Annotated in this window: 25 protein-coding genes and 1 pseudogene; 15 read left to right on the top strand and 11 right to left on the bottom strand. The window is 48.7% G+C overall.

What is annotated here, in order from left to right:
- Window positions 1-14 precede the first annotated feature (14 nt).
- From NLX78_RS09155 to NLX78_RS09200, 10 genes are all read left to right on the top strand, one after another.
- Window positions 15-1,391, top strand: a complete 1,377-nt coding sequence (locus NLX78_RS09155; RefSeq protein ID WP_254350204.1) for a preATP grasp domain-containing protein — start codon at window positions 15-17, stop codon at window positions 1,389-1,391.
- 17 nt (window positions 1,392-1,408) lie between these two features.
- A complete protein-coding gene (locus NLX78_RS09160; protein ID WP_023990061.1) occupies window positions 1,409-1,654 on the top strand; it encodes an acyl carrier protein in 246 nt (81 codons plus the stop codon).
- A gap of 37 nt (window positions 1,655-1,691) precedes the next feature.
- The gene (locus NLX78_RS09165) at window positions 1,692-2,777 is read left to right on the top strand and encodes a hypothetical protein (RefSeq protein ID WP_254350205.1); all 1,086 of its coding nucleotides are present in this window, start codon (window positions 1,692-1,694) and stop codon (window positions 2,775-2,777) included.
- A gap of 71 nt (window positions 2,778-2,848) precedes the next feature.
- Window positions 2,849-3,841, top strand: a complete 993-nt coding sequence (locus NLX78_RS09170; RefSeq protein WP_061828872.1) for an ABC transporter ATP-binding protein — start codon at window positions 2,849-2,851, stop codon at window positions 3,839-3,841.
- The gene (locus NLX78_RS09175) at window positions 3,831-4,637 is read left to right on the top strand and encodes an ABC transporter permease (protein ID WP_061828871.1); all 807 of its coding nucleotides are present in this window, start codon (window positions 3,831-3,833) and stop codon (window positions 4,635-4,637) included. Before NLX78_RS09170 ends, NLX78_RS09175 begins: the two co-directional genes overlap by 11 nt.
- 1 nt (window position 4,638) lies before the next feature.
- On the top strand, window positions 4,639-5,451 hold the full coding sequence (locus NLX78_RS09180; protein ID WP_061828870.1) for an ABC transporter permease: 813 nt from the start codon (window positions 4,639-4,641) through the stop codon (window positions 5,449-5,451).
- Between the two features lie 49 nt (window positions 5,452-5,500).
- The gene (locus NLX78_RS09185) at window positions 5,501-7,033 is read left to right on the top strand and encodes a hypothetical protein (RefSeq protein ID WP_254350206.1); all 1,533 of its coding nucleotides are present in this window, start codon (window positions 5,501-5,503) and stop codon (window positions 7,031-7,033) included.
- Window positions 7,034-7,050: 17 nt separating this feature from the next.
- On the top strand, window positions 7,051-8,211 hold the full coding sequence (locus tag NLX78_RS09190; RefSeq protein ID WP_254350207.1) for a UDP-glucuronosyltransferase: 1,161 nt from the start codon (window positions 7,051-7,053) through the stop codon (window positions 8,209-8,211).
- Complete coding sequence (locus tag NLX78_RS09195) at window positions 8,208-9,296, top strand: Gfo/Idh/MocA family protein (protein ID WP_254350208.1); 1,089 nt, start codon at window positions 8,208-8,210, stop codon at window positions 9,294-9,296. Before NLX78_RS09190 ends, NLX78_RS09195 begins: the two co-directional genes overlap by 4 nt.
- 83 nt (window positions 9,297-9,379) lie before the next feature.
- Complete coding sequence (locus NLX78_RS09200) at window positions 9,380-10,792, top strand: type III PLP-dependent enzyme domain-containing protein (protein WP_254350267.1); 1,413 nt, start codon at window positions 9,380-9,382, stop codon at window positions 10,790-10,792.
- A gap of 89 nt (window positions 10,793-10,881) precedes the next feature.
- Here the strand turns inward: NLX78_RS09200 and NLX78_RS09205 are convergent, their stop codons facing one another.
- The 3 genes from NLX78_RS09205 to efeO are packed head-to-tail and all read right to left on the bottom strand — an operon-like array spanning window position 10,882 to window position 14,977.
- Window positions 10,882-12,705, bottom strand: coding sequence for an FTR1 family iron permease (locus tag NLX78_RS09205; RefSeq protein ID WP_254350209.1), 1,824 nt, complete (start codon window positions 12,703-12,705; stop codon window positions 10,882-10,884).
- Window positions 12,706-12,729: 24 nt separating this feature from the next.
- Window positions 12,730-14,094 carry an iron uptake transporter deferrochelatase/peroxidase subunit gene (efeB, locus tag NLX78_RS09210; RefSeq protein ID WP_254350210.1) on the bottom strand — a complete coding sequence of 455 codons (1,365 nt, stop codon included), beginning with the start codon at window positions 14,092-14,094 and terminating at the stop codon, window positions 12,730-12,732.
- Between the two features lie 4 nt (window positions 14,095-14,098).
- Window positions 14,099-14,977: an iron uptake system protein EfeO gene (efeO, locus tag NLX78_RS09215; RefSeq protein ID WP_025721876.1), complete on the bottom strand. Its 879-nt coding sequence runs from the start codon at window positions 14,975-14,977 to the stop codon at window positions 14,099-14,101.
- A 306-nt stretch (window positions 14,978-15,283) separates the two neighbouring features.
- Here efeO and NLX78_RS09220 point away from each other — a divergent pair, with 306 nt between their 5' ends.
- Window positions 15,284-15,511: a helix-turn-helix domain-containing protein gene (locus NLX78_RS09220; protein ID WP_007431813.1), complete on the top strand. Its 228-nt coding sequence runs from the start codon at window positions 15,284-15,286 to the stop codon at window positions 15,509-15,511.
- A 216-nt stretch (window positions 15,512-15,727) separates the two neighbouring features.
- On the opposite strand, the gene NLX78_RS09225 is transcribed toward NLX78_RS09220, so the two are convergent.
- From NLX78_RS09225 to NLX78_RS09235, 3 genes are all read right to left on the bottom strand, one after another.
- Window positions 15,728-15,976 carry a hypothetical protein gene (locus tag NLX78_RS09225; protein ID WP_254350211.1) on the bottom strand — a complete coding sequence of 83 codons (249 nt, stop codon included), beginning with the start codon at window positions 15,974-15,976 and terminating at the stop codon, window positions 15,728-15,730.
- A 128-nt stretch (window positions 15,977-16,104) separates the two neighbouring features.
- Window positions 16,105-16,506, bottom strand: coding sequence for a retropepsin-like aspartic protease (locus NLX78_RS09230; RefSeq protein ID WP_254350212.1), 402 nt, complete (start codon window positions 16,504-16,506; stop codon window positions 16,105-16,107).
- On the bottom strand, window positions 16,503-16,763 hold the full coding sequence (locus tag NLX78_RS09235; RefSeq protein ID WP_023990050.1) for a hypothetical protein: 261 nt from the start codon (window positions 16,761-16,763) through the stop codon (window positions 16,503-16,505). Before NLX78_RS09235 ends, NLX78_RS09230 begins: the two co-directional genes overlap by 4 nt.
- 492 nt (window positions 16,764-17,255) lie before the next feature.
- On the opposite strand from NLX78_RS09235, the gene NLX78_RS09240 reads away from it, so the two are divergent.
- The 4 genes from NLX78_RS09240 (at window position 17,256) to NLX78_RS09255 (ending at window position 19,173) form a co-directional block, all read left to right on the top strand.
- Window positions 17,256-17,738: a hypothetical protein gene (locus NLX78_RS09240; protein ID WP_235308509.1), complete on the top strand. Its 483-nt coding sequence runs from the start codon at window positions 17,256-17,258 to the stop codon at window positions 17,736-17,738.
- 142 nt (window positions 17,739-17,880) lie between these two features.
- A complete protein-coding gene (locus NLX78_RS09245) occupies window positions 17,881-18,372 on the top strand; it encodes a hypothetical protein (protein ID WP_013311697.1) in 492 nt (163 codons plus the stop codon).
- 86 nt (window positions 18,373-18,458) lie between these two features.
- Window positions 18,459-18,722, top strand: a complete 264-nt coding sequence (locus NLX78_RS09250; RefSeq protein WP_235308511.1) for a hypothetical protein — start codon at window positions 18,459-18,461, stop codon at window positions 18,720-18,722.
- A gap of 64 nt (window positions 18,723-18,786) precedes the next feature.
- Window positions 18,787-19,173: a hypothetical protein gene (locus tag NLX78_RS09255; protein WP_180984650.1), complete on the top strand. Its 387-nt coding sequence runs from the start codon at window positions 18,787-18,789 to the stop codon at window positions 19,171-19,173.
- Between the two features lie 69 nt (window positions 19,174-19,242).
- On the opposite strand, the gene NLX78_RS09260 is transcribed toward NLX78_RS09255, so the two are convergent.
- The 5 genes and pseudogenes from NLX78_RS09260 to NLX78_RS09275 form a co-directional block, all read right to left on the bottom strand.
- Window positions 19,243-19,848 (bottom strand): methyltransferase domain-containing protein, encoded by a 606-nt coding sequence (locus tag NLX78_RS09260; RefSeq protein ID WP_254350213.1) that lies wholly within the window; start codon window positions 19,846-19,848, stop codon window positions 19,243-19,245.
- 132 nt (window positions 19,849-19,980) lie between these two features.
- Window positions 19,981-20,112: pseudogene (locus tag NLX78_RS26705) on the bottom strand (putative RNA methyltransferase); the annotation flags it as partial.
- Between the two features lie 246 nt (window positions 20,113-20,358).
- Window positions 20,359-21,714, bottom strand: a complete 1,356-nt coding sequence (locus NLX78_RS09265) for a dipeptidase (protein WP_254350214.1) — start codon at window positions 21,712-21,714, stop codon at window positions 20,359-20,361.
- 190 nt (window positions 21,715-21,904) lie between these two features.
- A complete protein-coding gene (locus tag NLX78_RS09270) occupies window positions 21,905-22,081 on the bottom strand; it encodes a YjfB family protein (protein WP_235308518.1) in 177 nt (58 codons plus the stop codon).
- A gap of 56 nt (window positions 22,082-22,137) precedes the next feature.
- Window positions 22,138-24,117: a methyl-accepting chemotaxis protein gene (locus tag NLX78_RS09275; protein ID WP_254350215.1), complete on the bottom strand. Its 1,980-nt coding sequence runs from the start codon at window positions 24,115-24,117 to the stop codon at window positions 22,138-22,140.
- Window positions 24,118-24,132: the final 15 nt, after the last annotated feature.

Genomic DNA, 24,132 nt, shown 5'->3' on the forward strand with positions numbered 1-24,132 from the left:
GATGATGACAAGACGTGACGACTAAAACGATTAACCTTGTGGAAGCGCTTGCGCATGAACGAGACCATGGAGTCCTGATTTGGCTGTTTAATATCGGCGCAGAGCAAGTGTGGCATCCATCCCCCCGCAAGGGGGGCATGGTAGACCGGGATGAACAGCAAGTCGTAAACCGGATGGAGGAAATGAATCTCCTGCTATGTCGAAGTCAGGATGTCATTGTACTTCGGGAACAGCCGGATGAGGCGTTTCTGGACATGCTTCAACGGTTGGGCTTTAGCCTGCCGCGTATTGAGGTGCCGGAGCCTTCTGATCCGCTAACGCCGATTTCAGAGCTGGTGCTGGCGGATGAGGCGCTTTTGGCACGACTGCGTACGGTTGCAGATGCAGGCCACAGCAACGGCGGAGCCAAAGCGTGGCTCGTCCCCTATGCGGTCACACCGCAGGAGGAAGCGATCGCGGAGCTTTGCGGGCTGGAGCTGATCGGCGCTCCATCCGCGGTCAGTGCTCAGGTGAATGATAAAATATTCAGCCGCCTGACCGCGCAAAAGCTTGGTTTTGCTGTCAGCGAAGGCGCTGTATGTGCAGACGAATCGGCGATCCGCAGGGAGTGTGCCAGACTGGCTGACTTATCGGATGGACCTGTGAAGCTGATTATCAAGCAGCCGCACGGTGCCTCGGGACAAGGCATGTATATGCTGGACGAGCTGTCCAAGCTGGACACGCTGCTGAGTGTGATGAGGCGCTTTGGCGGCTCGTCGCCATCTTCCGGCGGCTGGCTGGTGGAGCGCTGGCACAATAAGCAGATGGATCTGAACTACCAGCTCTGCATTGACGAGGGCGGTGGTGTGACGATGTTTTCGCTAAAAAGACAAAACGTGGATGGCACCGTATATATCGGATCTCAAGTGCCGGCTGAGATTGGTGATGCGCTGGAGGAAGAAGTGAGACGTTGCGCCTATCAGCTGGGTACGTATCTCTATTCCATTGGGTACACAGGAATGGCCTCTATTGACGGTTTTGTTGACCAAGAAGGTTTGCTGGTTCCAGTCATTGAGATTAACGGTAGGTTTACATTATCTACCTATATTTCATTCCTGTCATCCGTCCTGGGAGAACAGCATAAAACATTATCCCGTTATTACCGCAACGTTACCGCTACACCTCTCACCTACAGCCGCTTGTGCGGGTTGCTCGCGGAGGAGGGCTTGCTCTATACGCCCGAACGTCCAGAAGGGGTGTTTGTGTATACGGCGGGTACATTGTCTGGTATCCCTGTGAAGCGGGGCTATGTGAACCGGATTTTCACACTTATTTTGGCAGACAGCTGGCAGGAAGCTGATGCGTATGCGCACAAATTGGAAGGTATCATTGCTGGATTAGGATGCTCATAAATTGGAGGGAATCAAAAATGAAAACAGATGTATACCATGTAGTACCCTTGCTGGAAAAGATTTTGAAACTGGCTCCGGGAGAACTGGAACAGTTGACTCCGGATCAGGATCTGCGAACCTTGGGGCTGAATTCCTTATCCGCTGTGGAATTAATTGTAGAGTTGGAAAATGAGCTTGATATTACGATGGAGGACGACGATCTAGTGCTGGAGCATCTATCTACACTGCAAGGCATTGAGCGTCTGCTGGGCAAATATGCATAAGGGCGCCGAAAAGACAAGGTTGATGCAGGGATCCGATATGGAGACTCGTAATGATTCCGTTGTGGACTATGGTGCAGAAGAAGTGGCAAACGCTCTTCCAGGGAAACATTGTGTATATTCTTCCCTGCGTACCTCATTGCGGAGGTACGGGGTGAACATGGCCGAATCCGAGCTATTCATGCTGTGTGGGAGTATGTGCGCAGAGTATGGTGGAGATTTGAAGCGCTTCGGACCTGAGAAATATCCAGAGCAGCTTCAAGAAATGGCAGCCAGTGGCGGACCTGTTATTCGAGTGGAACCGTGGGTCGCTGGTGTCAGTGATGAAACCGACCTGTTGCGGGTACTCACATCGGGCTACGGTACCATGCTGCATACGTCGAGCACCGCTTTAACCTATCACGATGTATATGTGAAAAATTACCCAAGGGGCCACGTGATTGAGTTGTGTGGATTGGACTTGCAAGAACGGACAGCACAGGTGAATGATAGCTTCCTGCTCGATTCCTCGGGACATGCCATGACTTATGTGGGCTCAGCCCGGCTCGACGATCTGATGCAGGGCATTATTGAGTATGCATGGCTGGTGGAGCAGCCTGCCCCGCTTTCGCCAAGTGAGATGCATGCTGCGTGTGCTCATCATATTCGACAGTATTTGACTGGACACGAAGCCATCTGGAGAGGCGTACCTACGTCTAATGAGTCGGAAAATCAAACGGGGAAAGCTGTAACAGGCAAACAGGTCAAGCGGGGAGATGAGGGGTACCGGGCATTTGTCGGTGACTTCCGTCTGTTGGCAGACATGGAGGATCAGGATTTTCGGACGTACTGTCATGAAATCTATTACAATCTGCGATTGGGCAGTGCCCTTCATTTGACGGATTATACAGCTGATTATTGCCTGCTGCATCAAGCCACGCTGGGGCCACAAACACAGCACGTAATTGAATTGGCACAGGGGCTGTACGCGGATTGGCACAAGCTTAATCTGCATATTTACAAAACAGGGCTTCAACTGCGCAAGCATCGGATGCCTGAGATTACGGAACGAGCTTTGCATTTAATTGAAAGACAGCGGCATATGCTGGAGGAACTGATGATTTTAGCAGAGCAAGCAGCCGAGTAGTCCAGAGCACTCGGCCTTATCAGGCACGTTCATCCAGGGGTTACGCGCAGAGGAAAGAGGAGGGGAATTGATTGCCGTCCATTACATTAAACCAATTGTCGAAAACATTTACGTACTACAAAAAGGAGCCGGGCGTGCGCAAATCGTTACAAAACTTGTTCAGGCGTCAGCAGCTGACCAAAGAGGCTGTACAAAATGTCAGCTTTAGCATTGAGGAAGGCGAAATTGTCGGATTTCTCGGTCCAAATGGAGCGGGCAAAACAACGACGCTCAAAATGCTGTCTGGCATTCTCCATCCCACGGACGGGGAGGCATCCGTACTCGGCTTTACCCCGTGGAAACGACAAAAAGAGTTTAAACGTCAGTTTTCCATTGTAATGGGACAGAAAAACCAGCTCTGGTGGGATTTGCCTGCAAGCGAGTCATTCGAGCTGAACAAGCTTATCTATGAAATTGATGAAAACCGTTACAAAGAGGCGCTGGATGAACTGGTCACTCTGCTTGGGGTGGAGGAGCAGCTTCATGTGCAGGTTCGGCGGTTGTCTCTCGGCGAGCGTATGAAAATGGAACTGATCGCCGCGCTGCTGCATCGTCCACGGGTCATTTTGCTGGATGAGCCGACCATTGGACTGGACCTTGTTTCTCAGCGGCGGATTCGAGAGTTTTTCAAAGCCTATAACCGCACGCACCGGACGACCATCCTGCTGACAAGCCACTACATGAAGGATATTGAGGATTTGTGCAGTAGATCCATCATTATCAGCGGGGGCAGATTGGTGTATGACGGAGACTTACACAAGGTGAATGAGGTCATCGGTGCCCGTAAATTACTTAAGGTTCGACTGGAGATCCCCGTATCCAACCTAACATTGGCGAGCCTCGGCAAACTTCGCTCCAACTCGGAGATAGAGGCGGTATTTGAGCTGGATGCAGAAGATACCTTGGCTTGGTCCAAAAAGATTTTGGACGCACTGCCTGTCGTTGATTTTACGATTGAGGACGTCCCGCTGGAAGAGGGGATAGCCAATTTGTACGATGGGGGCAGGCTGGCCGATGCGAAATAACAAATATGTGAAGGTACTCCAGCTTGGCATGCAAAACGAAATGGAGTATCGGGCTAATTATTGGCTCCAAATGGCGGGATTTATGCTGCCGATCATGACGCAAATTTTTCTCTGGCTAGCTGTATTCGGTTCTTCGGGACAAGCAAGAGTGTTGGGCTATTCTCTGCCAGAAATGCTGGTGTATGTGGTCATGGCGGGAGTAACTGGAAAACTGATTGCTACGGGCTTTGAATACGAAATTGCTACAGATATCAAGGAAGGTGGACTGGCAAAATTCATGGTACAGCCTGTGCATTATTTCGCTTACCGTTTTTGCCGGTTTATCGGAGGCAAAGTCATACAGTCCGCGGTCGTGCTGCTGGCGGCTGCTATTTTGCTGTTATGTCTTAGCCTGGAAGGACAAATCAGCTTCGGGCTATCGTACATCTTGCTTTACATATTGGCGTTGCCGGGAGCGCTTGTGCTTAATTTTGTGGTCTATTATGCGCTGAGCGGCATAGCCTTTTGGGTGACGGAATCGGCGGGGCTATTTTATACACTGTCGCTTGTCATTTACGTAGCTAGCGGTACCGTGTTTCCGCTGACGATTTTTGGAGATGTTTTGGCCCGTCTGTTCAGTCTGCTGCCGTTCAGCTACACCGTATTTTTTCCGGTGAATGCGTTAACGGGCAAGCTGACTTTGCTGGAAGCCGCTAAAGGCATTGGCGTGCAATGGCTCTGGATTGTAGTGCTGGCGGCCGTATCACGCTGGGTGTGGCAAGCCGGGGTCAAACGCTTTGTCTCGGTGGGGGGTTAACATGAAAAATGTTTTCCGAAACGTTAGACGCTACATCAGACTGTACTGGAAGTTTGTCCAGTTTTCCGTCATGTCGCAGATGGAATACCGCATTAATTTTATAACTGCATTTCTGGTTGAAACGGCTTATTTGCTTATCAAGCTGCTGTACGCATCGGTTCCATACCGCGCCGGGACGGACATTAACGGCTGGTCTCCTGACGCCATATTGTTATATATCGGCGTGTTTACGATGATGAGCGGATTTTATAGTGGATTGTTCTACAGTAATTTTACAAGCCTGCCTGACAAAATTCGTACCGGCTCACTGGATGTGCTCATGACCAAACCCGTATCACTGCAATTTATGGTGACACTGCGTCAATTTGAGCTGGGCTATACCGTGCCGAATGTAATTGGCGGCGGAATTATGACAGGGATCGGCTGGTATCGGCTCGGATTGCCATTTAATTTTGAAACCGCAGGAGGGTTCTCTGTGCTGCTCGGATGCGGAGTGCTTACGGCATACTCCGTATTTTTGCTCCCCCAACTGCTGGCCTTCTGGATTATCCGCACGAACGGCGTTACGGAGCTGTCCAACAGCATTTTCGAGACAAACTATGTGCCGATGGCCGTGTACAGTAATCTGATTCAGCGTATCGGTTTGTTCGTGCTTCCGGTGTTTGTCATTTGTAATTTTCCGCCCATGTTCATTCTCGGCAAAATGGATACCGGGTTGGTGGTATGGGCATTTCTCGCACCTCTCTGGCTGCTGGCGATCATCCGCCTGATATGGCAGTTTGCTCTACGTGATTATACGAGCGCGAGCCAGTAGCGCTACCGTGTAGTGGGCCAATAATGAAGCAGGAAAGGAAGCGAATCATATGAATGCGATACCGAATCAGCGTCATTTGTATATGGGAACGTTCGAAGCGGAGGCTTACTGGCGGGATGCCCAGTTAGCTTCCCTGCCAGCCCTGCCAGACCGGGCTTCTTCTGCGATTGTAGCAGCCATGGATGAACTGTTGTTCAGCTTTTGCCAGCCGGGAGATGCGTTATTGACCCGTTATGCTATTTCGCCTGTACATCGTCAGTATATCGCGCAGTTGGGGTTTCATCCGGCTGTCAACGAACGGGATTTAACCGACGGCATGGAGCGTGCAGGCAACGTATCGGCCGCTTCAGTATTCGAACTGCTGGGCAGTCGCAAGGCCGATGCTGGAGAGGGGTTTCCTCAACTGGAAGGCTGTGTGCTTAGCCCGTTTGCGGGTTTACCGCATGTGGAGGAGGCTGCACGTGCTTGGGGTATAACACTGCATCAGCCACCGCTGGAAACGATTCGCAAGGTAAATGCCAAAACGTATTCCTCTGATCTGAAACGCAGTCTCGGTTTGCGCAACCCGGGCTATATCGTGACTTCGTTTGCAGATGTCGCTGAGGCGGGGCGTAAGCTACTGCGGGATGGAAGCTTTTTAATCAAGGATGATTTTGGCGTATCGGGCAAAGGAAACCTGCACATTACCTCGACACAAATGCTGGACCGGATCGTATCGTATTTGCGTGGACAGGAGCGCAAAGGCAAACGGGTGCTTTTCCTTTTGGAGCCTTTTCAGGAGAAAGAGCAGGATTTTTCATGCCAATTTACGATTGGTGATGATGGAAGTGTCGATATCCTATCTGTACAATGGCTGGCTAATACTCAATTCTCTTATCGGGAATCCTTGTCGCCGGACGGGGCTTTTTTAGAGCGGCTGGAGCGCGAGGGCTATTTTAGCTTAATGCAGGATGTGGGACGGCAATTGTATCAGGATGGTTATTACGGCGATGTATGCATTGATTCCATGACACTTCGTGGTGGGAAGCTGGAGCCTATTATCGAAATTAATGCCAGAAAGTCGATGAGTTTGATCAAGCATCAGCTCGATACCTTTCTGGCCGGGAAAAATATGCGTGGCACGCTGACGAATTATTCACTGTCCCATGATGGCAGTCTATCCTATGAAGAACTGCTGGAAGGGCTGAAAGGTGAAGGATTGTTGTTCACAGGTGAACGGGAAGAAGGTGTCATGCCTCTGGGTGCCAATACATTATATGTGAACACAGGTGGACGAGATGGCGAGAACAAGATTGTGGGCCATACAAGCACGCCAAGCAGAAATGCAACCGGGCGCGGAGGCAGATCGCCTGCCAAGCAGGTTCGTGTGAGCGGGATTGGGGCCAGCGATGGCGGATCAGAAGGGAACGGCATGGCTAAGCCGGACTTGAATGGTAACAAAGAAACTGCTGGAAGCGAACGGGCACGAGGTAAGGGGCGTCTTTATTTAGAGCTGGTTGCTGCGAGCGATGAGGATAAAATGCGATTGACTACAAAGCTGGAGCGTTTTTTGGCAGAGCATCATTTTACAGTGCTGAATTAAACGGGAGGCGTATGAGCATGCGTAAGAGTACGGATAAGCTTATGAAGGTAACGATTTTGTGTTCCGGTTTCGGATTGGGCTTTTATACCCCTGGCTTGTTGTTACAAGCGGGTCTTCGCAGGCTGGGCGTGGATACGGCGATTCATGTATTTGAAAATGTGCTGCCAGAATCGGCCCGTCTCAAGGTCGACAAAAGCCGCAAAGCTTACCATGACAATTTTGCGGTGGCCTTAATGTCACAAAAGGTTCCGCAGGATATGCGTAATTCACTGGATCTCGCTGCGATGGAAGTGCTGCTGAACCAATGGATGGAGGAGGATCGGCGGTATTTTATATGCTTATCCGGTCATTGGATGTATGTACTGGAGGAGTATCGTAAGCGCAGAGAACCGGAGTCGGTGCATGTGGACATCGTGTACATGGATTCGACACCTTCTCCTTCCTGGAAAAATCTAGCCAAGCATAACCCGCGTTTTGCGGAGGGCTGTGGAGAAATGACCTTTTTTGAAAATGATAAGAATAGAGTCAGCCACTATATTGATGTGCCAGCCGTGGAGTATGTACCATTTGAAGCACGGCAATCCCGCTTATTCGTACATGGCGGCGGTTGGGGCATGGGCACATATCGTGACAAGGTTGGACGGTTGGAAGAAGCGGGCTGGGAGCTGGATCTGCTGTTGTATGATCAGGATCAACCGGATGAACAACGGGACAGTATACGCTATTTTCAGATGGACCCGCAGTGGAGGACATGGCAGCGTAATGAAGCCGGGGAGCATACATTTCCGCCTTTCGGAGAGGTGAAAAGAGGCGAGAAGACAGTGTATCAGGTCGGACCGGATTACCATAGCATGCTGGACCAAGCATGTCGTGTCCAGGCCATTGTCAGCAAGCCAGGTGGTGGCAGCCTAACCGACTCGTTCGCTACGGCCACTCCACTCATTATGCTGGAGCCATTTGGTGTGCATGAAAAGCATAATGCGGATCTATGGGAACGACTGGGGCTCGGTATGCGGTACGATACATGGATACAAACCTATGACGGTAGTGCTCAGATACTGGAGGATATGCATCGCAGGATCGTAGAGCTGCGCAGTCGGACGCCGCGTTATATAGAGTCATATGTGAATAGTATCCAAATGCCAGTAAGCTCCCCAGGAATGGAGCAGGGGTTATGAACGCTACGGCGGCTGCGCAAGAGCCAGCGATGCGAGATATTCGCTTTGGGATCATTGGCTGTTCTGCCATTGCTCCCCGTGCGTTGCTGGAACCGATCCGACATGTTGCAGGGGCACGCGTGACCGCGCTTGCGAACCGCACGGTTGCCAAGGCAGGAGAAATGGCAGATCGTTTTGGCGTCAGTGTCGTTTATCGGCATGCTGAGGATATGCTAAAGGACCCGGAGATCGATGCTGTATATATTGCGCTCAGCAACGATTTACATGCCGAGTGGATTGGCAAAGCACTACGGGCTCATAAGCATGTGCTGGTGGAAAAACCGTTATGCCTGAATACGGCTGATCTGGCTCCCTTGGCAGCGACAGTCGAACAGAGCAGTGCTTACCTGCTGGAGGGAGTCATGGTGCAGCACCATCCTTGGCAGCATGAGCTGCGGAGGATGGTAGAATCGGGGTGTTATGGTCGCTTACGCTCCATAGAGACGAGTCTATGCATTCCGGCAAAAGAAGGACATGCGGACAATTACAGATCTCGTCCGGAGCAGGGTGGGGGATGCTTTTGGGATCTGGGCGTGTACTGGCTCCAGCTGCTTCAAGCCGTCGTTGGATTAGAGCAGGCGGAATTCCACAGTCAATCGGATTTCGATGGTCCTCATGGCTGTGACTGGACATTTCGTGCGCAAGCCCGTTATCCGAGTGGATTGGAGGCATCTGCCCTCTTTTCATTTGAGCGCCCTTATCGCTGTGCTCATGTACTGACCTTTGATTCGGCAGTAGTCACCTTGAAGGACTGCTTTCGGGCAAATTTAGGTTTTTATAAAATAACACTCAGGACGGAAATAAAGAAGGATATCATGCCGAATATAACAGATGTGGACGCACTGCCTGGGTTATCACAGACATCTTCGCATACCAAAACGGTTTTCGAGCCTATGAACTATTATGTCAATCAGTTGAATACCTTTTGTAGCATCATCCGGGGAGAAGCGGAGCCCATTCCATTTTGCGAGGCTGCTGAACGCGTCAGACTGCTGGCAGCCATTCATGAAGCAGCACGCTCGGGTGAGACGATATATGCAGTATGAGTATGATTGTGTTTTCGAGCGGAGGGAAGCGAATGATGCACAATACTGAGTATCAAGGCATAGAGAGGAGGAGAACTCAGGTGATGGATAAAAAGGACGAAGCCTTACTGGAGCGTTTCGGCGAGCATCCGACGCCATTTTACTATTATGACGGGGACGCGCTGCATGCCCACGTCAGCTCGTTGCTATCCCGATTGCACCCGGCCGTGCGTGTACATTATGCGCTCAAGGCTAATGGTAACGTAGCCTTGGCTGGATTGCTGCGTTCGTTAGGTTGTGGTGTTGAGATTGCTTCGGCTGGAGAAATGTTCGTCGCTATGGAGGCCGGGTATGCTGCGGAAGACGTGCTGTACGCCGGACCGGGAAAAACAGTAGCCGAGCTGAACGAGGCGATAGCCTATGGAATCGGCTGTATTCATGTCGAATCGGTGAGGGAGCTGCGTCTGCTGGAGGACATTGCTGCCCAAGCGGGCCAGCTTGTCAGGGCAGCGGTTCGCATCAATCCCGATAACGACCTATCTGGAGCAACGATTAAAATGGGCGGCGTTCCGCGCCCCTTTGGAGTGGATGAAGGGCAGCTGGATCACTTTTTTAAGGTGCTGGAAGATTGCCCACATGTCCATTTTCAAGGTATTCAGGTATATACAGGTACGCAAATGTTGAAATCGGATCAGATTTTAGCTTCATTTGCGAATACGCTGCAGCTGGCAAAACGGGTACAGGCTCAGTATGGTGTGGCAATGCATACGGTCAATTTGGGCGGCGGGTTTGGTGTACCTTATTTTGCTCATGAGCAACCACTTGATATGGATCACGTCATTGACGGACTGAACGCACTCGCGGAGCAGACCCGAACCCGCATGCCCGGGGTTAAGCTAATCATCGAAAGCGGCAGGTATCTGGTTGCTCAATCGGGCATGTATGTCTGCCGAGCATTGTATACAAAGGAATCCAAGGGGGAGAAGTTTGTCGTGGCTGATGGTGGCATGAATCACTACGCCGCTGCTACTTTTCGAGGACGCCGCATTAGGGACAACTACCCGGTGCGAATTATGCGTAGGCAAGCGGGAGAATCGAAAGAACCCAAAGAACGAGAAGTGGAAGCAACCCTACGGATGGGGCAGAGAGACGCTTCTGCTCAAACGGCTGTTACTGTCGAACAATCATTAGAAGAGGTTGCAAGCCGAATAGGGGAGCATCCGGAGGAAGCATCTTTGGAGCTTGAAACGGTAAGTATTGTTGGTCCGCTTTGTACACCCGAGGATTGTATTGTGAAAAAAGCGCAGCTTCCTCCGATTCACGAGGGCGATTATATTGCCTTTCCGAATGCAGGTGCCTATGGATTAAGCTATAGTCCGCTACAATTTCTGGGACATGCTACCCCGGCGGAGCTGCTCGATTTTCGTGGGGAGGTGCATGTCATTCGTGAACACGGTGACCGCACAGACCTGCTGCATCATCAGCGCATGATTCCGTTGCCTGAGGATGCGTTGTAAGTATGTAAAAAACGCCAAACTCATGGGAACCGATACAAATCGGACCTGTGATTTGGCGTTTTTTACATGATGAGTAGGGTAGTATCGACTCAATGTTGCTTGGAGCTGCGCATTTCTTGACGCACAAGCTGCCATACCATAAAGATCAGTACAGCGATTTGTGGGACAAAGGTTTCCCAAGTTGGATACATTCCCAGCCAGCTAATGGACGGAAGCGAGGAGGCAGTGTGCCCCGGAAGCTTGCCAGCCACCTGAAGCGAATGAATACTTTCGCCCAGAAATCGGAATACGAGATAGTAAATCAGTACAGTCGCAGTCAGGAAAAAGGCACGAATCGGCAATCGTACACTGAACTTAATGATCGCAAACGCCAGAATGACTAGAACAACCGTCGCCGAGCTAATGCCGAGCAGCAATTGCGAGGTTTCGATGGCTGGAGCCATACCGACATAAAAGATAGCTGTCTCGGCTCCTTCACGCAGAATTGCGAGCGCAGAAACCGCAAATAGCGACCACAGGCTTCCCCGTGCCAGCGCGTTGCCCACGCTGTTTTCCACAAAGCGGTTCCACGCGGCAGCATTGGATTTGCTATGCAGCCAGCTACCAACGGTCAGCATCAACACGACCGCCACCAGCCCGGTGACACCCTCCAGCAACTCACGCATGCTGCCTGATGCGGCAGCTGCCACCAGTGTGGTGAACAGTACTGCCAGAATTCCGCTCAGCACCAGCCCCGTTCCGGCTCCTGCCCATATCCACCGTCCAGCCACGGCTTCGCCGCTTTTTTTGGCATACGCCAGCAGAGCTGCGAGCACGAGGATGGCCTCCAGGCCCTCACGCAGCAAAATCAGCGCAGCATCCCACGCAGTGTAAGAACGTTCTTCCGTCAACGGACGGAGCCTGTCCAGCATTTGATCAAGAGTCTGAATGGCTTTGTCCGTATTCGGTGGAGAAGACAGCAGATATCCTGAAGTCTCGGTCATTTCATTTTCAATTGCAGTGTAAGACGTCGGATCGGCAATTTGTACATGTCCTTCGACAGAAGGCCACAGAGCGATAAACTGCACTACCTTGTCAGCCGCTTGCTCTGATTGATTAGCTACAGCATCTTGGCGTGCGGATTCGAGCAAGGTAACTGCATCGCCTAGGGAAGCAGCCGAACCATTCGCCGTTCTGGCAGCCGTATTGCCTGCATTCGTTCCTTGACCTGTGTTCATAGATTTACCCTGACTATAATCAGACAGCAGAGTCGTTAATTTCTGCATTTCCTTGAGAGCCTGTTCTTGGCGAATAGGCTCAGCTTGCATGGAGATGCGGATGAGACTGATTTTAGTTTCGAGCGAACTGTATACCGGGAAATTGTCCAAACGAATCGGTGTTTCTACCTGATACCAGTCTTTGACGATTCGATCGTAATCCACCCGGGCAGCAGCCCAATCGCCTTTTTGCATGGCGGCCAGACTGCCCTTCGCCATGGGAAGCAGTTTTTCCGCTGCTTTGGCTCCAGCCGGGGCTGGTTTGTCCCCTTCGGCAGCAGTGACGTACTCATTGACCGAGCGCGCCAGCACGGATAAGGCAGCTTTCGCTGGTTCCCCGCCACCACTGGCGAGTGTTTGTTCCGCATCGGTGAGTGCTTGATCTACAGCCGCGATGTGAGCTGAATCTCCGCCATTTGTTTTGGCGGCCTCCCACAGCGTGCGGAATTCTTTCAGATCCTTGGAGGCTTCCGTCCATTGGGCTTGTCCCGCCTCCACTAGTGCTCCGCCCACTACAGGCATTAGCTGATCATTGGTGACAGCTTTGGCATCTGTTTGTGCAAAAGCGACCGACCCGGAAATGAACGGAGCTACGGTCAGCAGCAGAGCTGCCACCAGCACAAACACCCATCCCAAGCTTTTATTGCGCCGATTCATATAAATCCCCTTCCTTGCCTGCTGTTAAAATAACGTATCCCCGATGTAGCCGCCTTGCGATACACCTGGGAAGCAGGCGAACACCGCACTGCCTTTGTGTACAATGTATTCGTTCAGCTTGTCATTGCGTGCAAGCTTCTCCTGAATATGAACGAACTGCTTGAACAGATCACGCTGGTAGCTGATGAACAGCAGCCCAGCATCCAGCTGTCCTGTTTGCTTGTCCAATCCGCTTGAATACGAATAAGACCTCCGTAAAATATTAATGCTCCCGTCCCCATGAGCCAAAGCGACATGAGAGGTGGGAGGTGTAACCGGCTTGCCTTCCGGATTTTTGGCCGCCAGATCAAGCTTGTCGAACTCCTTGACCTTGCCGAGTGGGGCCCCGCTGCTGCGATGACGTCCAAAAGTATCCTCCTGGTCGCCCAATGTTGAGCGATCCCACACCTCTACTCGCATGCGTACACGGCGAACAGCCATATAGCTGCCGTCGCCCATCCATGCTGGTCCGTCACTGGCCTGTGTCCACACCAGCCGATTCATCTCGTCTGCCTTGGAGGTGTCGGGGTTCCCTGTACCGTCCTTGAAGCCCAGCAAATTGCGTGGTGTGCTTCCCGCAGGATCAGCCTGTGCTGTTCGCTGGAAGCCTTCCTGCGTCCAGCGAAGCACCGCCGTTCCTCTGGCGATACGTGCCAAATTACGCAGGGCATGGAAAGCTACCTGCAAGTCATTGGCACATACCTGCACTCCGATGTCGCCACCGCACCATTGCTCCTCCAGGGCATCCCCTTGAAAACGGGGCAGCTCACGGAACCCGGCAGGTTTAAGCCCTGCCAGGCCGTATCGTCCATCAAAAAAGGATGGGCCCACACCAAAGGTGATCGTCGTGCGGGATGGCGACAATCCTGCCGCCTCGCCCGTATCGGAAGGAGGGAGGTTGAGATTTTCATTATCGTTGCCAAGCAGCACGCCAGAAGTCATTGTAGCGCTTGCTTCCGTCCAGAATTTGAAGAGGCTGCGCACCTGTTCCTTGTCGCTGGTTGTTAGATCGAAAGCGGCGAAGCAGATGAAATCCTGCGCCGGAGTCACAATACCTGCCTGATGCTTACCGTAAAAAGGGATTACATCTTTGGTATCCACATCCGTCATCATGCTTTCGAGACGTTGACCGGCTGACAGCACGGCTCCCACGCCCCCGCCGCCAAGCAGGAGGCCTAGTCCACCTACCCCGGCCAGCTTCAATAGGTCTCGGCGTGATACGGATTTGCTTTTTCCTGACAGCTCATCTTCCACTAGCTTCGCATCCTTTTTTACCAGATCGGCCTGTTCATTATGGGATTCCGCATACTGCGGCTTTTCTTGCCCTTTTTGCCGCTTAAAGCCTTTCATATCATTACACTCCTAACAATTTCCCCATTTGGGACAACGGTTCTGCCAAGGCATCGAGGTTTTGGCTCAACTTTTTAACTTCTTCCGGTTTCAGTTTTGTATACGACACATAGCCTTCTCCGTCCTTAAAAGGAGCCAACTCTTGCTGTAAGGCCGTAAAGCGCTCACCAATTTGTTTTTCCAACGCCGCATCTTTTTGGTTCAGATCTGTTTTCAAAATGTCATATATCTTTTGTGCGCCCTCCACATTGGCTGCAAAGTCGTACAAATCTGTATGAGAATATCGCTCCTCTTCACCCGTCACCTTCGAGGTGGATACTTCATTCAACAACTCGACTGCACCCGTTACCATCAGGCTGGCGTCAATATTAACTGTTTCTACTTTGGCACGCAGCAGCTTGGCATCACTCAGCAGTCGGTCGGAAAACTCGTCCATTCCTTTGGTTGTGTTTTCTTCCCATAATGTTTTTTCAATCCGGTGAAAGCCGCGCCAATCCGCTGCATCCACATCACCGTCACGTGCATCAATATTCGGGTCAAGATCACCCAGCGCTTCTGCAATCGGTTCAATCCGTTCATAGTACATACGTGCAGGAGCATACAGCGCCTTGGCTTTATCCAGCTCGCCAGCTTTGACTGCGTTCGTGAATTCTTCTGTCTTCTTCACAAACGTATCGCATTGCTCGATGGCATAGGTGCGGTAAGCTGCTACCGCTTGATCAAAATTGGGGGCAGAAGCGGCAGGAGTCGTTGTCTGTGTTGTTGCTCCTGCATCTTTGGTCGTCGCGGCAGGCTGCTGAGTAGCAGTTCCGGTTTGTCCGCAACCTGCGAACAGAATAGAAGAGACCAGCACTCCGGCCGGTACGGCATAACGTAGTTTCATAATCAAAGAACACCCTTTCTGGCCAAACTGGCCTTGAACCATAGTCTGTTGCGCGATACCTATATCGAATTTTTATTTTGATAATGATTATCAGTCGCGGTTTTTCTTATCATAAGGCTGGCCCATATGCCTGTCAATACATAAATTAGGCGCAGAGTCCAACCCTCCATCGAAGGGAGTTAGTAAGGTGCCTATGCCCATTTTTATCCGCATATTGAACCATACCTGAGCACATGACATAAAATGTGTTGACTGTATCCCTTAACCTTGTTACACCACACAAAACCCGAGCAAGGAGGGGTGAAATTGACGAAGGGTAACGACCACAAAAACAAGTTTTTGTTAACTCACCGTGAACGTGAAGTATTTGAACTGCTCGTGCAGGACAAAACAACACGTGACATCGCCGGACAGCTATTCATTAGCGAAAAAACGGTCCGAAACCATATTTCCAATGTGATGCAAAAATTGAACGTAAAAGGTCGTTCACAGGCGGTCGTGGAATTAATCAGGCTTGGAGAATTAAAAATCTGACCTCTCGTTCCTTGCGGGGTACAAAGTCTTCTCGATGATCCTTCGACAGTGAAGGGTGGTCGGGAAGGCTTTTGTTTTGTGGTATGTTAGCTGATCAAACCTAGTAAGTTTATTCTATATTTCAAATTGAGGAGAGAAGCTGGAAAATCTATTGTAAACGTAAAACAAGCGAGTGTCATAGCAATGGACATTCGCTTGTTTTGATCGTTTTTTAGTTTAGAAACGATAATCTTGAAGCTGTTCCTGGCAGTTATCTATTCTTGCTAGCTCTGATTTGGGATAGCCCAGTCGTTTTGTTTTATTACTGCACATCCAGCAGGAACAATGGATTTTTCCTTTGGAGAATACACCATCGAATTTGATGACCCATCCCCGGTGTGCTGAAAGCCGTTTTTTACGCTGAATAACACGTTTTCTGTGGTGCCTAAAATAAGCTCGATTACGATTTTTTTGATTAGGTTTCATTACCATCACGCTCCCTTGGGCAAAGGCTCAGCCCGCAGGAGAAACCAAGGGTATAAGTAATACTTCTACGGGCTGAGCATGATGGTAAACAGATTTAAAGGAAGAGACATGTGACCACCTGCTTGGAATTATTTTAAAGGTGAAAGTGGGGAGTGGATGTTCATTAAATCAAAGTCAGCAATTAATTTTGTTTTTAGCATAAAATCAATGCCTAATATGCCATCAAATCCATACGGCTCTTGAATAGAGCTTAGTTGAATTGGAAATATATCTAATTGAATATGACCGATTTTTAGATGAGGAATTACCTGTTCGTAGCAAATTTCACTTGTACCGCCCACCCCGTACATCCGCTTTGCTCTCCCGTTAATGAAATCAATGTGAATGCCGATTTGGGCAAGTAAATCCGTATCAAACACTGTTGCAGCGCACCCTGTATCGAACAATACGTTTGGTAATAGAGCAGTTTGGTCGTGATGTCTCAATGTTAAGGAAACAATTGGCAAACCATTATGAAGGTTAATCTTCATGTACGCTGCCGTACTCCTGAGAAAAACTCTTCTACAACCTCGACATCGGATCGACTGGTATGGAACACATACAGTTCGCGTGACGGATACAGTTTGTGAAAATGTTTATACCCGCTCCATGCATCTTTTGGGTTATCGTAATCCTGAATAACCGCCATGTCTTCAAGATTGCGCACGCGGTTATTGGAACTGGCTTTTATAGCCTCAACCAACACAAATCGCCTTGGATGTGATTCGGCAATTTCTTCCCATTTCATCGACTTCACCTCGCTCTTTTTGCTTTATTTTATTATAACATAATCGGGGGGACGGCAAGGAAGCAGTAACCTCTACCATGTGATCAGTCCCGTAACCCTTTTAAAAAGGATGAAGGCTTTTGTTTTACAGAATAACCGCTGAAATATGTGGGAATTTGCGTGTAAATGATGTACTATGTATATAAGGAAGAAACTACCATTAGAGATCATAGTGCAACTAACAGGAGTGATCAAAACACAAGACTGTACCACAAAGTTATACTAAGATAGAAATGCATCTGGTGATAGTCTAAGAATATAAATCCCTACAAAAGCAGTATTCAGCATGACGACAGGATGGAAGATGGATCAGGTTTTGAGTTATACTTTTATATATAGGTGTTGAAGAAGAATCACAAGGCAGAAAAAGCTCGTTGCTTCAGGTAGTAGGAAGTAGCTTTTGCCTAGAGCTACCTGTGGTATATTCTTGATCGGAGGTGAATGTTAAGACATATGACACCCAACCAACACTTGATGACTTATACGCTGAACAGCGGTATAAAGGGAACGGTCGACCTAACCAGTAAGCAGGTGCAGGAATGGATCAAAGCATATCGAATTGGCAGCAAGTTTGTAACGGTTGTGGGAAAACAGTATTTTGGTTTAAACCCTGAGTTGGTAGCAGATTTCAAGGTACATAATGAATACTCGGAGCAGAGAGAACACATATCCATAATACAGCCTGTAATAGAACGCAAAGCTGTAGAACTGGACCCACTGGTAGAGGCGTACAGTCAGTATAAAACATTAATTCAGGTAGAATGTAAATGTGGTGCTTCCTATATAGAAGAGTCACCGCACAAAAGAACCAAGTGGTCATGCAAGGAGTGTAATAACATTGTGTTCCTGGATCGTAAAAAGGGCATGGTGGATACAGATAAAGGAAAGGCATGGTACATGACCAACAAATACTATGTGGAAAGACAAAGCAACTGACAGATTGTCAGTTGCTTTCTAACTATACACTCACACCTCTTGTGTGCCTACTAAAATGATATTAGGTCTTTTGCCAAATAATAAAATTGATGTTTTTTACGCTTTGTAGTACATTATCAAGTGTATTATAAGGAGGCTTCTCATGTACGGACATAGACAAGATGATACTTTATACATCATGACTTACACATTAAATAGTGGTATCAAGGGCACAGTGCCTTTGTCTAATCAACAGATACAGGAATGGCTTGAGTGTTACAGAATCGGCAAGAAATTTGTAACCGAGATTGGCAAAGAGTACTTTGGACTGCATGCGGAACTGGTGGCTGATTTTAAGGTGCATAATCAGTATTCAAGCTATCAGGAGGTTATTATCCCGATTCAACAGCCGGATACTGGCCTAAAAGAGTTGTCCCAGGCTTACAAATCAACTGAAACCTTAATTAAAGTAGATTGCAAATGTGGTACATCGTATGTAACAGAATCTCCCTTTAAGCGGACCAAGTGGTACTGCACCAAATGCCGGGAGATTGTTTTTCTCGACAACAAAAAGGGAATGGTGGATACTTCCAGAGGCAAGGCCCATTATATGACCAATAAGTATTTTGTAGAAAGAGAAACAACTGGCGTATAAGCCGGTTGTTTTTTTATTCGCAAGGTTTGTGTACGTCCTGACTTTTCAAAGCCATTGCGCTATGGTGAAAAAGGGGGCTTATGGAAATGTGGAGTATTTTGCTGAATCACGTTTTGTTGATAGGATTTGTGGCTGTTTTGATTCAACGGATCTACAAGCATCGCTTTCATCAGCAAAATGGTAGCAGTTTTCTGCTATGCTTGTGGGGGATCTTGCTTAATCGGTACAATAGCTTGTTTGAACTGACCACGTTATATACGGTGTATACCGTTTTTTTTGCTGTAGGAGCATTGTGGTTTGGAGGTTGCTGGCTTGTGCAGCTATTGGAAAAGGGGAAAGATAAAGCTTGATATAAACGATAGTCAGGTGGTGAACGTCATACGGGAAGATCATACGAATGGTGCAAGAAACCGCATGAGCACAAACAATGTGTACATAAACGAAACGCTTCATTTGGAACAAATCATAAGTGACCTGCGGGTGATGGGTTATGTGGCTTTTCATCATCATCCGCAAATCACAGGTGAGATTGAAGAGCTGGAGGCGTTAAAAAAGCAACTATTATCGTTTTTTCAACAGCATCATGTATTGTGGATTGAGCTTGACCCGCTAACGCAATATGTGGTGGTGAATAACATGGGGAAGGCAACGGTGCTCAAACTCATGGGTCGAAAAATGAACCCGCTACGGGATCTGAGAGCAAACGCTGCTTTGGCTGGACAGCCGCTGCATGAGTTGGATCGGGAGATAGAACGGCTCAATCGGCTGGCTCACCTGTTGCGCTACACCCGTTTTTCTTAAGCGAGGAACTAACGTAAAAAAGCATTCACGAAGTATGGATGATCCCATGCTGTGAATGCTTTTTAGTATCTATTTTTTACCGCATAAGATGAGCAAATCTACTGTGACATACGGTAAATTTATTTCCTGCACTCGCTGCCAGTCTGCTTCCGTAGCTCCCCACGATAAGGGAGTCATATGGAGCAAAGGTTTCAAGAGGTCGGCATTTAACATAAAACGATAGGTTACCCGTTCGGCGGATAGAAGTTTAAAATGATCTTTAAATCGGCTTAATATATTGTCATTCGAATAAGCAGGCGTATTCTTTTTCTGTTCATACAAGCATCTTAATTCCCGAAGATAATATCGTTCGGGAATAACTTTCAGGACGCAGCCGTCCTCCGAAAGAATTCTTGTAAATTCAGCATAATTAGAAGGGGATAAAATATTGAGTACACCGTCAAATTGTTGATTTGAAAATGGACAATGAGCCAGATCGGCAACACACCAGAGAGGATGAGGATATTCTTTGGCTGCGGCCACAATACCTTCTTTAGACAGATCCATACCTACGCTTGTAAGCTCGGTGATTCCCTTCCAAGTCAGCTTATCCTGAATGTGGCTCAAATGAGTGCCTTCCCCGCAACCTGCATCGAGCAAGTAAAGGTGTGATTTTTGATCAAACAGCGGCTTCATAAATTTCATTATAGTGCTGCTTATCGCTTCATTTAAGGGATCGAAAAATCCGCTATTGCACATCATTCTTCTGGAGGAAAACAGTTGTTTATCATATTTGGTCTTATAGGACCGGGCGGCTAAATGTAAATACCCGTATTTTGAAAGATCATAGCAATGCTGACTCGTACATAGGAGGCTTTTACCTTCCACCATACGCATCGGTTGAGAGCATAGAGGACACCTAAAGAGATGTTCATGCTTACCAATCAGGCCAGCCTTCATCTCGTGTTTATTCCATTTGGACACAGAAAAGCACCTCGTTCATTCGTATTTGGTGAATGAAAAAAGGCACAGCCAAATAGACCCAACCCATTTTCGAAAAAAATGGTTGAGTTTTCATGAACTGTACCTCACATTACCGTAAACGAATAAACTGAATAATCATATTATGTAGCGCTCCTCCAAAAAAAAATAGAAAGGGCTTTCGCCCTCTCTATTGTAACTTAGCCATAAGAAGTTGTCATGTGCTTACACCGATTTCAAAAACTCTACAATCGTCAGCAGACCCTTATCAAAATTATCCAAGTTAAAATGCTCATTAGGCGCATGCAGGTTCTCATCTGGCAAGCCGAAGCCCATCAGCACGACTGGGGCAGTCAGCACACGGGAGAAGGTTTCCACGATTGGGATGGAGCCTCCATCCTTGGTAAAGAGGGCACGCACACCGTATACCTTCTCAAAAGCATCGGCTGCCGCTTGCAGAAACGCGTGTGACGGGTCGATGTTAAAGGCGTTTGCTTTTTCACCCTGTTGAATATCCAGAGTAGCTCCTGCCTGAACATGAGCGCGTAAATGGCGCTCGATTTTGTCCAGAATGTCTTGCGGATTCTGGTTAGCCACCAAGCGGCACGTGATTTTAGCATGAGCTTCTTTCGGAATGACCGTTTTCGTGCCTTCCCCTTGGAAGCCGCCGTACACGCCGTTCAGCTCTAGTGTCGGACGCGCCCCAACACGCTCAACGAAGCTGAATCCTTCTTCGCCATAGAGGGAATCAAGTGCAAGATCTTGTTGCAGCTTGCTCTCATTGAAGCCTTGCTTCATGAATTCTTCTCTCATCTCTGCCGATAATGGAGCGACATCGTCGTAGAATCCTTCCACGCTTACGCCGCCTTTGTCGTCATGCAGGGTTGCCAGCAAGGACACCAGAGCATGCAGGGCATTCGGCACGCCGCCACCGAAAGAGCCGGAATGTAGATCTGTGTTCGCCGTGTGAATGGCGACTTCCAGTGAACATAGTCCACGCAAACCTGTGCAAATGGCAGGCTTCCCTTTTTCGATCAAGGAAGTGTCGGACACCAGTACAGCATCGGCAGCCAGACGTTCAGCTCCAGTTTGTAAAAACTCAAGCAAGTTCGGACTGGACACTTCTTCCTCGCCTTCAATGCAGAATTTGATGTTCAGCGGCAATTTGCCTTCCTGCTTCAAAATGGCCTCAACTGCCTTAATGTGCAAGAAAACCTGTCCTTTATCATCTGTCGCTCCGCGCGCATACAATTTTCCATCACGGATGGATGGCTCAAACGGCGGCGTTTCCCACAGGTGAAGTGGGTCTACGGGTTGTACATCATAGTGTCCATACACAAGGATCGTTGGTTTACCAGGTGCGTGCAAATGATCGGCATATACCAGCGGGTGCCCTTTGGTTGGAATGATTTCAACGTTTTCCAGACCGGCAGCAGTCAGTTTGGCAGCCAGCCAATCAGCTGCTTGGTTAATGTCCTTTTTGTGCTCCGATAATGCTGAGATACTCGGAATGGACAACCACTCCTGTAACTCGCCTAGTTGTTGCTCTCTGGCTTTTTCAAAATATTCGGAATAACTCATATCCTATGTATCCTCCTTTTTCAATGTAAATCGTGTGAATGTTGCGCTATCCTCCGAACCGAGGTTGTGGACGATATGTCTAGTTTACTACGTTTTGTGCTGAACGAAAAATAGGGAGATAAAAAAACGATTCTACCCGGGTCTGTTCAGACCTGAGCAGAATCGCCCTTAACCAAGCATATGGATGCACTTATGCGCGAATGTCCAGTTGACCCCCGAGATGAGGCTGTACGCTTTTTTCCATCATCTGCACTAAAGCCTGTCCTTGTTCACCGGCCTGATCCTTAGCCATACTTAATACTTTCACACTTACGGCTTGAGCTAAGCTGGCCTGACTCATACCTGTGGATAATGCTGCGATATCCATGTTCCAACCCTCCTTCATTGTGAAGACTCTTTCTCTGTATTTATCGGTTGGAACGGTTATTTTGTTTCATCCAATTGGAATTGTGTCAGTAAATCTTGAAGCTGCTCTGCCAGACGGGTCAAATCTGCGGCAGACGAACCGATCTCTTCCATGGAGGCGAGTTGCTCCTCTGCGGCTGCGGACACGGTTTCTGTATGGGATGCCGCTTCTTCAGCGATGCGTGTAATTTCCTCCATGCTGCTGACAACTGTACTCGTTCCATCTGCGACGCCAGCGGTAGAAGCTGCGACGTTATCAAGCTGCTTCGCTGATTTGGCTACTGCTCTACGGATACGAGAGAAGGAGCGACCGGATAGGTCAATGGAATTGATACCATCATTTACGCGTTCCTTCGCTGATTCCATAGCAACCAGAGCTTCAGACACACCGTTCTGTATCCCTTGAATTTGTTCACGAATTTGTTGTGCGGAATGAGCTGAGTTTTCAGCCAGCTTGCGGACCTCTGTCGCCACGACAGCAAAACCTTTGCCATGCTCTCCTGCGCGTGCTGCCTCAATGGAAGCATTCAATGCGAGCAGATTAGTCTGGCTGGCAATTTCCGTAATGACAGTGACGATCGTTCCGATTCGTCCAGATCGGTCACTCAAAGCACCGATAATCGTATCCAGTTCTTCCACGGTAGTACGAATGCCGTCAATGGAGACGACGCTGTTGCCGATATGCTCACTGCCTGCATCCGACGCCTGAATGGCCTGTGTGGAGTAAGTGGTCATTTCAGCCATAGTTTCAGTCATCGCGGTGATATCTGTTGCCATGTCGCTAACCCGTGTCTGATTAGCTTTAGCGCTGCCCACTTGGCGTTCGCTGCCTGCAGCCACATCTTGAATGGCTATGGTCACATGCTCGATAGCCCGGGTCGTTTGTTCTGCACCTGCTGCAAGCTCTTGCGAGGATGCCGACAAATTGCCTGTCATCGCTTGAATTTCTTTAATCATGTTACGCAGGTTATCTACCATTTGTTGAAAATATCTTGATAATTCACCAATTTCATCTGTGCTGGTCGTAGCTACGTTAATCGAAAGATTACCTTGGCTGATGGCATCCATAGAATTACGTAATCTTTGGATGGGCTTAAGTATACTGCTGATTAGCCACATTGCGAGTACACCAATGATGATGGCTGCAATCACCAACACGATGATCGTCGTGATAAGAATCGGCTGGGCGGAGGCACTGGTTTCTGCTTTGTCCATCGTTCCGGCAATTTTCCAGCCCGTCAGCGCATTAGTTTTGAAAATCAGGTGTTTGTCTACGCCATTAAAATCGTAACTAAAGCTACCTTCCTCGGAGGCAAACAGTTTGGGTATCGTTTCCCCCATTTTGGTACTTCCGCTGACTTCTGTCGGGTGGGTTACGATACGTTTGGTACCATCCAATATCATAATAAAACCATTTTGTCCTATTTTTAACTTTGTGATTTCTTTTAAATTATTCAGGTTCAGGGAAAGACCAAGAACGCCGCTGTTGTCGGGAAGTGTGCGTGAAATATACACAACGGGGACCTTAGCCGTATTGAGTCCAACAGGGCTGATTACGGTTTGTCCGGGTTTTTCCATGGCCTGTTTGTACCACGGACGCTCACGAGGATCGTTTGTGGAGCCTACGGCTTTGCCAATAATGAGTTTACCTTCGGGAGTTCCGACAAACATATCAACAGCTTCTGCATGCATTTTTAAATATACTTGTAATTTTTTCAGAATGGTATCATCTGCTTCAGCACTGTTATCACTAACCGTCATCGTTGTAGAGTAATATTCGAGATCAGCGATTTTGGCCTGAATCGTTTGAGTAACAGCACGATCAGATGCGGTAACGCTAGACGTTGCACTGTCCAGTAATTGGCGATCTGTCTGGTTGTACGCTGCCTGATAGGAGAAAGAGCCCACAATAATACTAGGAACAAGCATGACCAGTAGAAATGCTGCTGTCAATTTCTTGCGTAGTGTTAATGTTTTCAGTCGTTTCAGTTGTTTCATCAAACCCCTGCTTTC

It is taken from the genome of Paenibacillus sp. Lou8.1 (assembly GCF_024213565.1).
Classification (GTDB): domain Bacteria; phylum Bacillota; class Bacilli; order Paenibacillales; family Paenibacillaceae; genus Paenibacillus; species Paenibacillus polymyxa_B.

What these genes read in the sequence shown, in the direction of transcription:
- NLX78_RS09160 (WP_023990061.1), top strand. Translation starts at nt 1,409, where the DNA reads ATGAAAACAGATGTATACCATGTAGTACCCTTGCTGGAAAAGATTTTG.
- NLX78_RS09165 (WP_254350205.1), top strand. Translation starts at nt 1,692, where the DNA reads ATGGAGACTCGTAATGATTCCGTTGTGGACTATGGTGCAGAAGAAGTG.
- NLX78_RS09175 (WP_061828871.1), top strand. Translation starts at nt 3,831, where the DNA reads ATGCGAAATAACAAATATGTGAAGGTACTCCAGCTTGGCATGCAAAAC.
- NLX78_RS09180 (WP_061828870.1), top strand. Translation starts at nt 4,639, where the DNA reads ATGAAAAATGTTTTCCGAAACGTTAGACGCTACATCAGACTGTACTGG.
- NLX78_RS09185 (WP_254350206.1), top strand. Translation starts at nt 5,501, where the DNA reads ATGAATGCGATACCGAATCAGCGTCATTTGTATATGGGAACGTTCGAA.
- NLX78_RS09190 (WP_254350207.1), top strand. Translation starts at nt 7,051, where the DNA reads ATGCGTAAGAGTACGGATAAGCTTATGAAGGTAACGATTTTGTGTTCC.
- NLX78_RS09195 (WP_254350208.1), top strand. Translation starts at nt 8,208, where the DNA reads ATGAACGCTACGGCGGCTGCGCAAGAGCCAGCGATGCGAGATATTCGC.
- NLX78_RS09200 (WP_254350267.1), top strand. Translation starts at nt 9,380, where the DNA reads ATGGATAAAAAGGACGAAGCCTTACTGGAGCGTTTCGGCGAGCATCCG.
- NLX78_RS09205 (WP_254350209.1), bottom strand. Translation starts at nt 12,705, where the DNA reads ATGAATCGGCGCAATAAAAGCTTGGGATGGGTGTTTGTGCTGGTGGCA.
- efeB (WP_254350210.1), bottom strand. Translation starts at nt 14,094, where the DNA reads ATGAAAGGCTTTAAGCGGCAAAAAGGGCAAGAAAAGCCGCAGTATGCG.
- efeO (WP_025721876.1), bottom strand. Translation starts at nt 14,977, where the DNA reads ATGAAACTACGTTATGCCGTACCGGCCGGAGTGCTGGTCTCTTCTATT.
- NLX78_RS09225 (WP_254350211.1), bottom strand. Translation starts at nt 15,976, where the DNA reads ATGAAACCTAATCAAAAAAATCGTAATCGAGCTTATTTTAGGCACCAC.
- NLX78_RS09230 (WP_254350212.1), bottom strand. Translation starts at nt 16,506, where the DNA reads ATGAAGATTAACCTTCATAATGGTTTGCCAATTGTTTCCTTAACATTG.
- NLX78_RS09235 (WP_023990050.1), bottom strand. Translation starts at nt 16,763, where the DNA reads ATGAAATGGGAAGAAATTGCCGAATCACATCCAAGGCGATTTGTGTTG.
- NLX78_RS09240 (WP_235308509.1), top strand. Translation starts at nt 17,256, where the DNA reads ATGACACCCAACCAACACTTGATGACTTATACGCTGAACAGCGGTATA.
- NLX78_RS09245 (WP_013311697.1), top strand. Translation starts at nt 17,881, where the DNA reads ATGTACGGACATAGACAAGATGATACTTTATACATCATGACTTACACA.
- NLX78_RS09250 (WP_235308511.1), top strand. Translation starts at nt 18,459, where the DNA reads ATGTGGAGTATTTTGCTGAATCACGTTTTGTTGATAGGATTTGTGGCT.
- NLX78_RS09255 (WP_180984650.1), top strand. Translation starts at nt 18,787, where the DNA reads ATGAGCACAAACAATGTGTACATAAACGAAACGCTTCATTTGGAACAA.
- NLX78_RS09260 (WP_254350213.1), bottom strand. Translation starts at nt 19,848, where the DNA reads ATGAAGCCGCTGTTTGATCAAAAATCACACCTTTACTTGCTCGATGCA.
- NLX78_RS09265 (WP_254350214.1), bottom strand. Translation starts at nt 21,714, where the DNA reads ATGAGTTATTCCGAATATTTTGAAAAAGCCAGAGAGCAACAACTAGGC.
- NLX78_RS09270 (WP_235308518.1), bottom strand. Translation starts at nt 22,081, where the DNA reads ATGGATATCGCAGCATTATCCACAGGTATGAGTCAGGCCAGCTTAGCT.
- NLX78_RS09275 (WP_254350215.1), bottom strand. Translation starts at nt 24,117, where the DNA reads ATGAAACAACTGAAACGACTGAAAACATTAACACTACGCAAGAAATTG.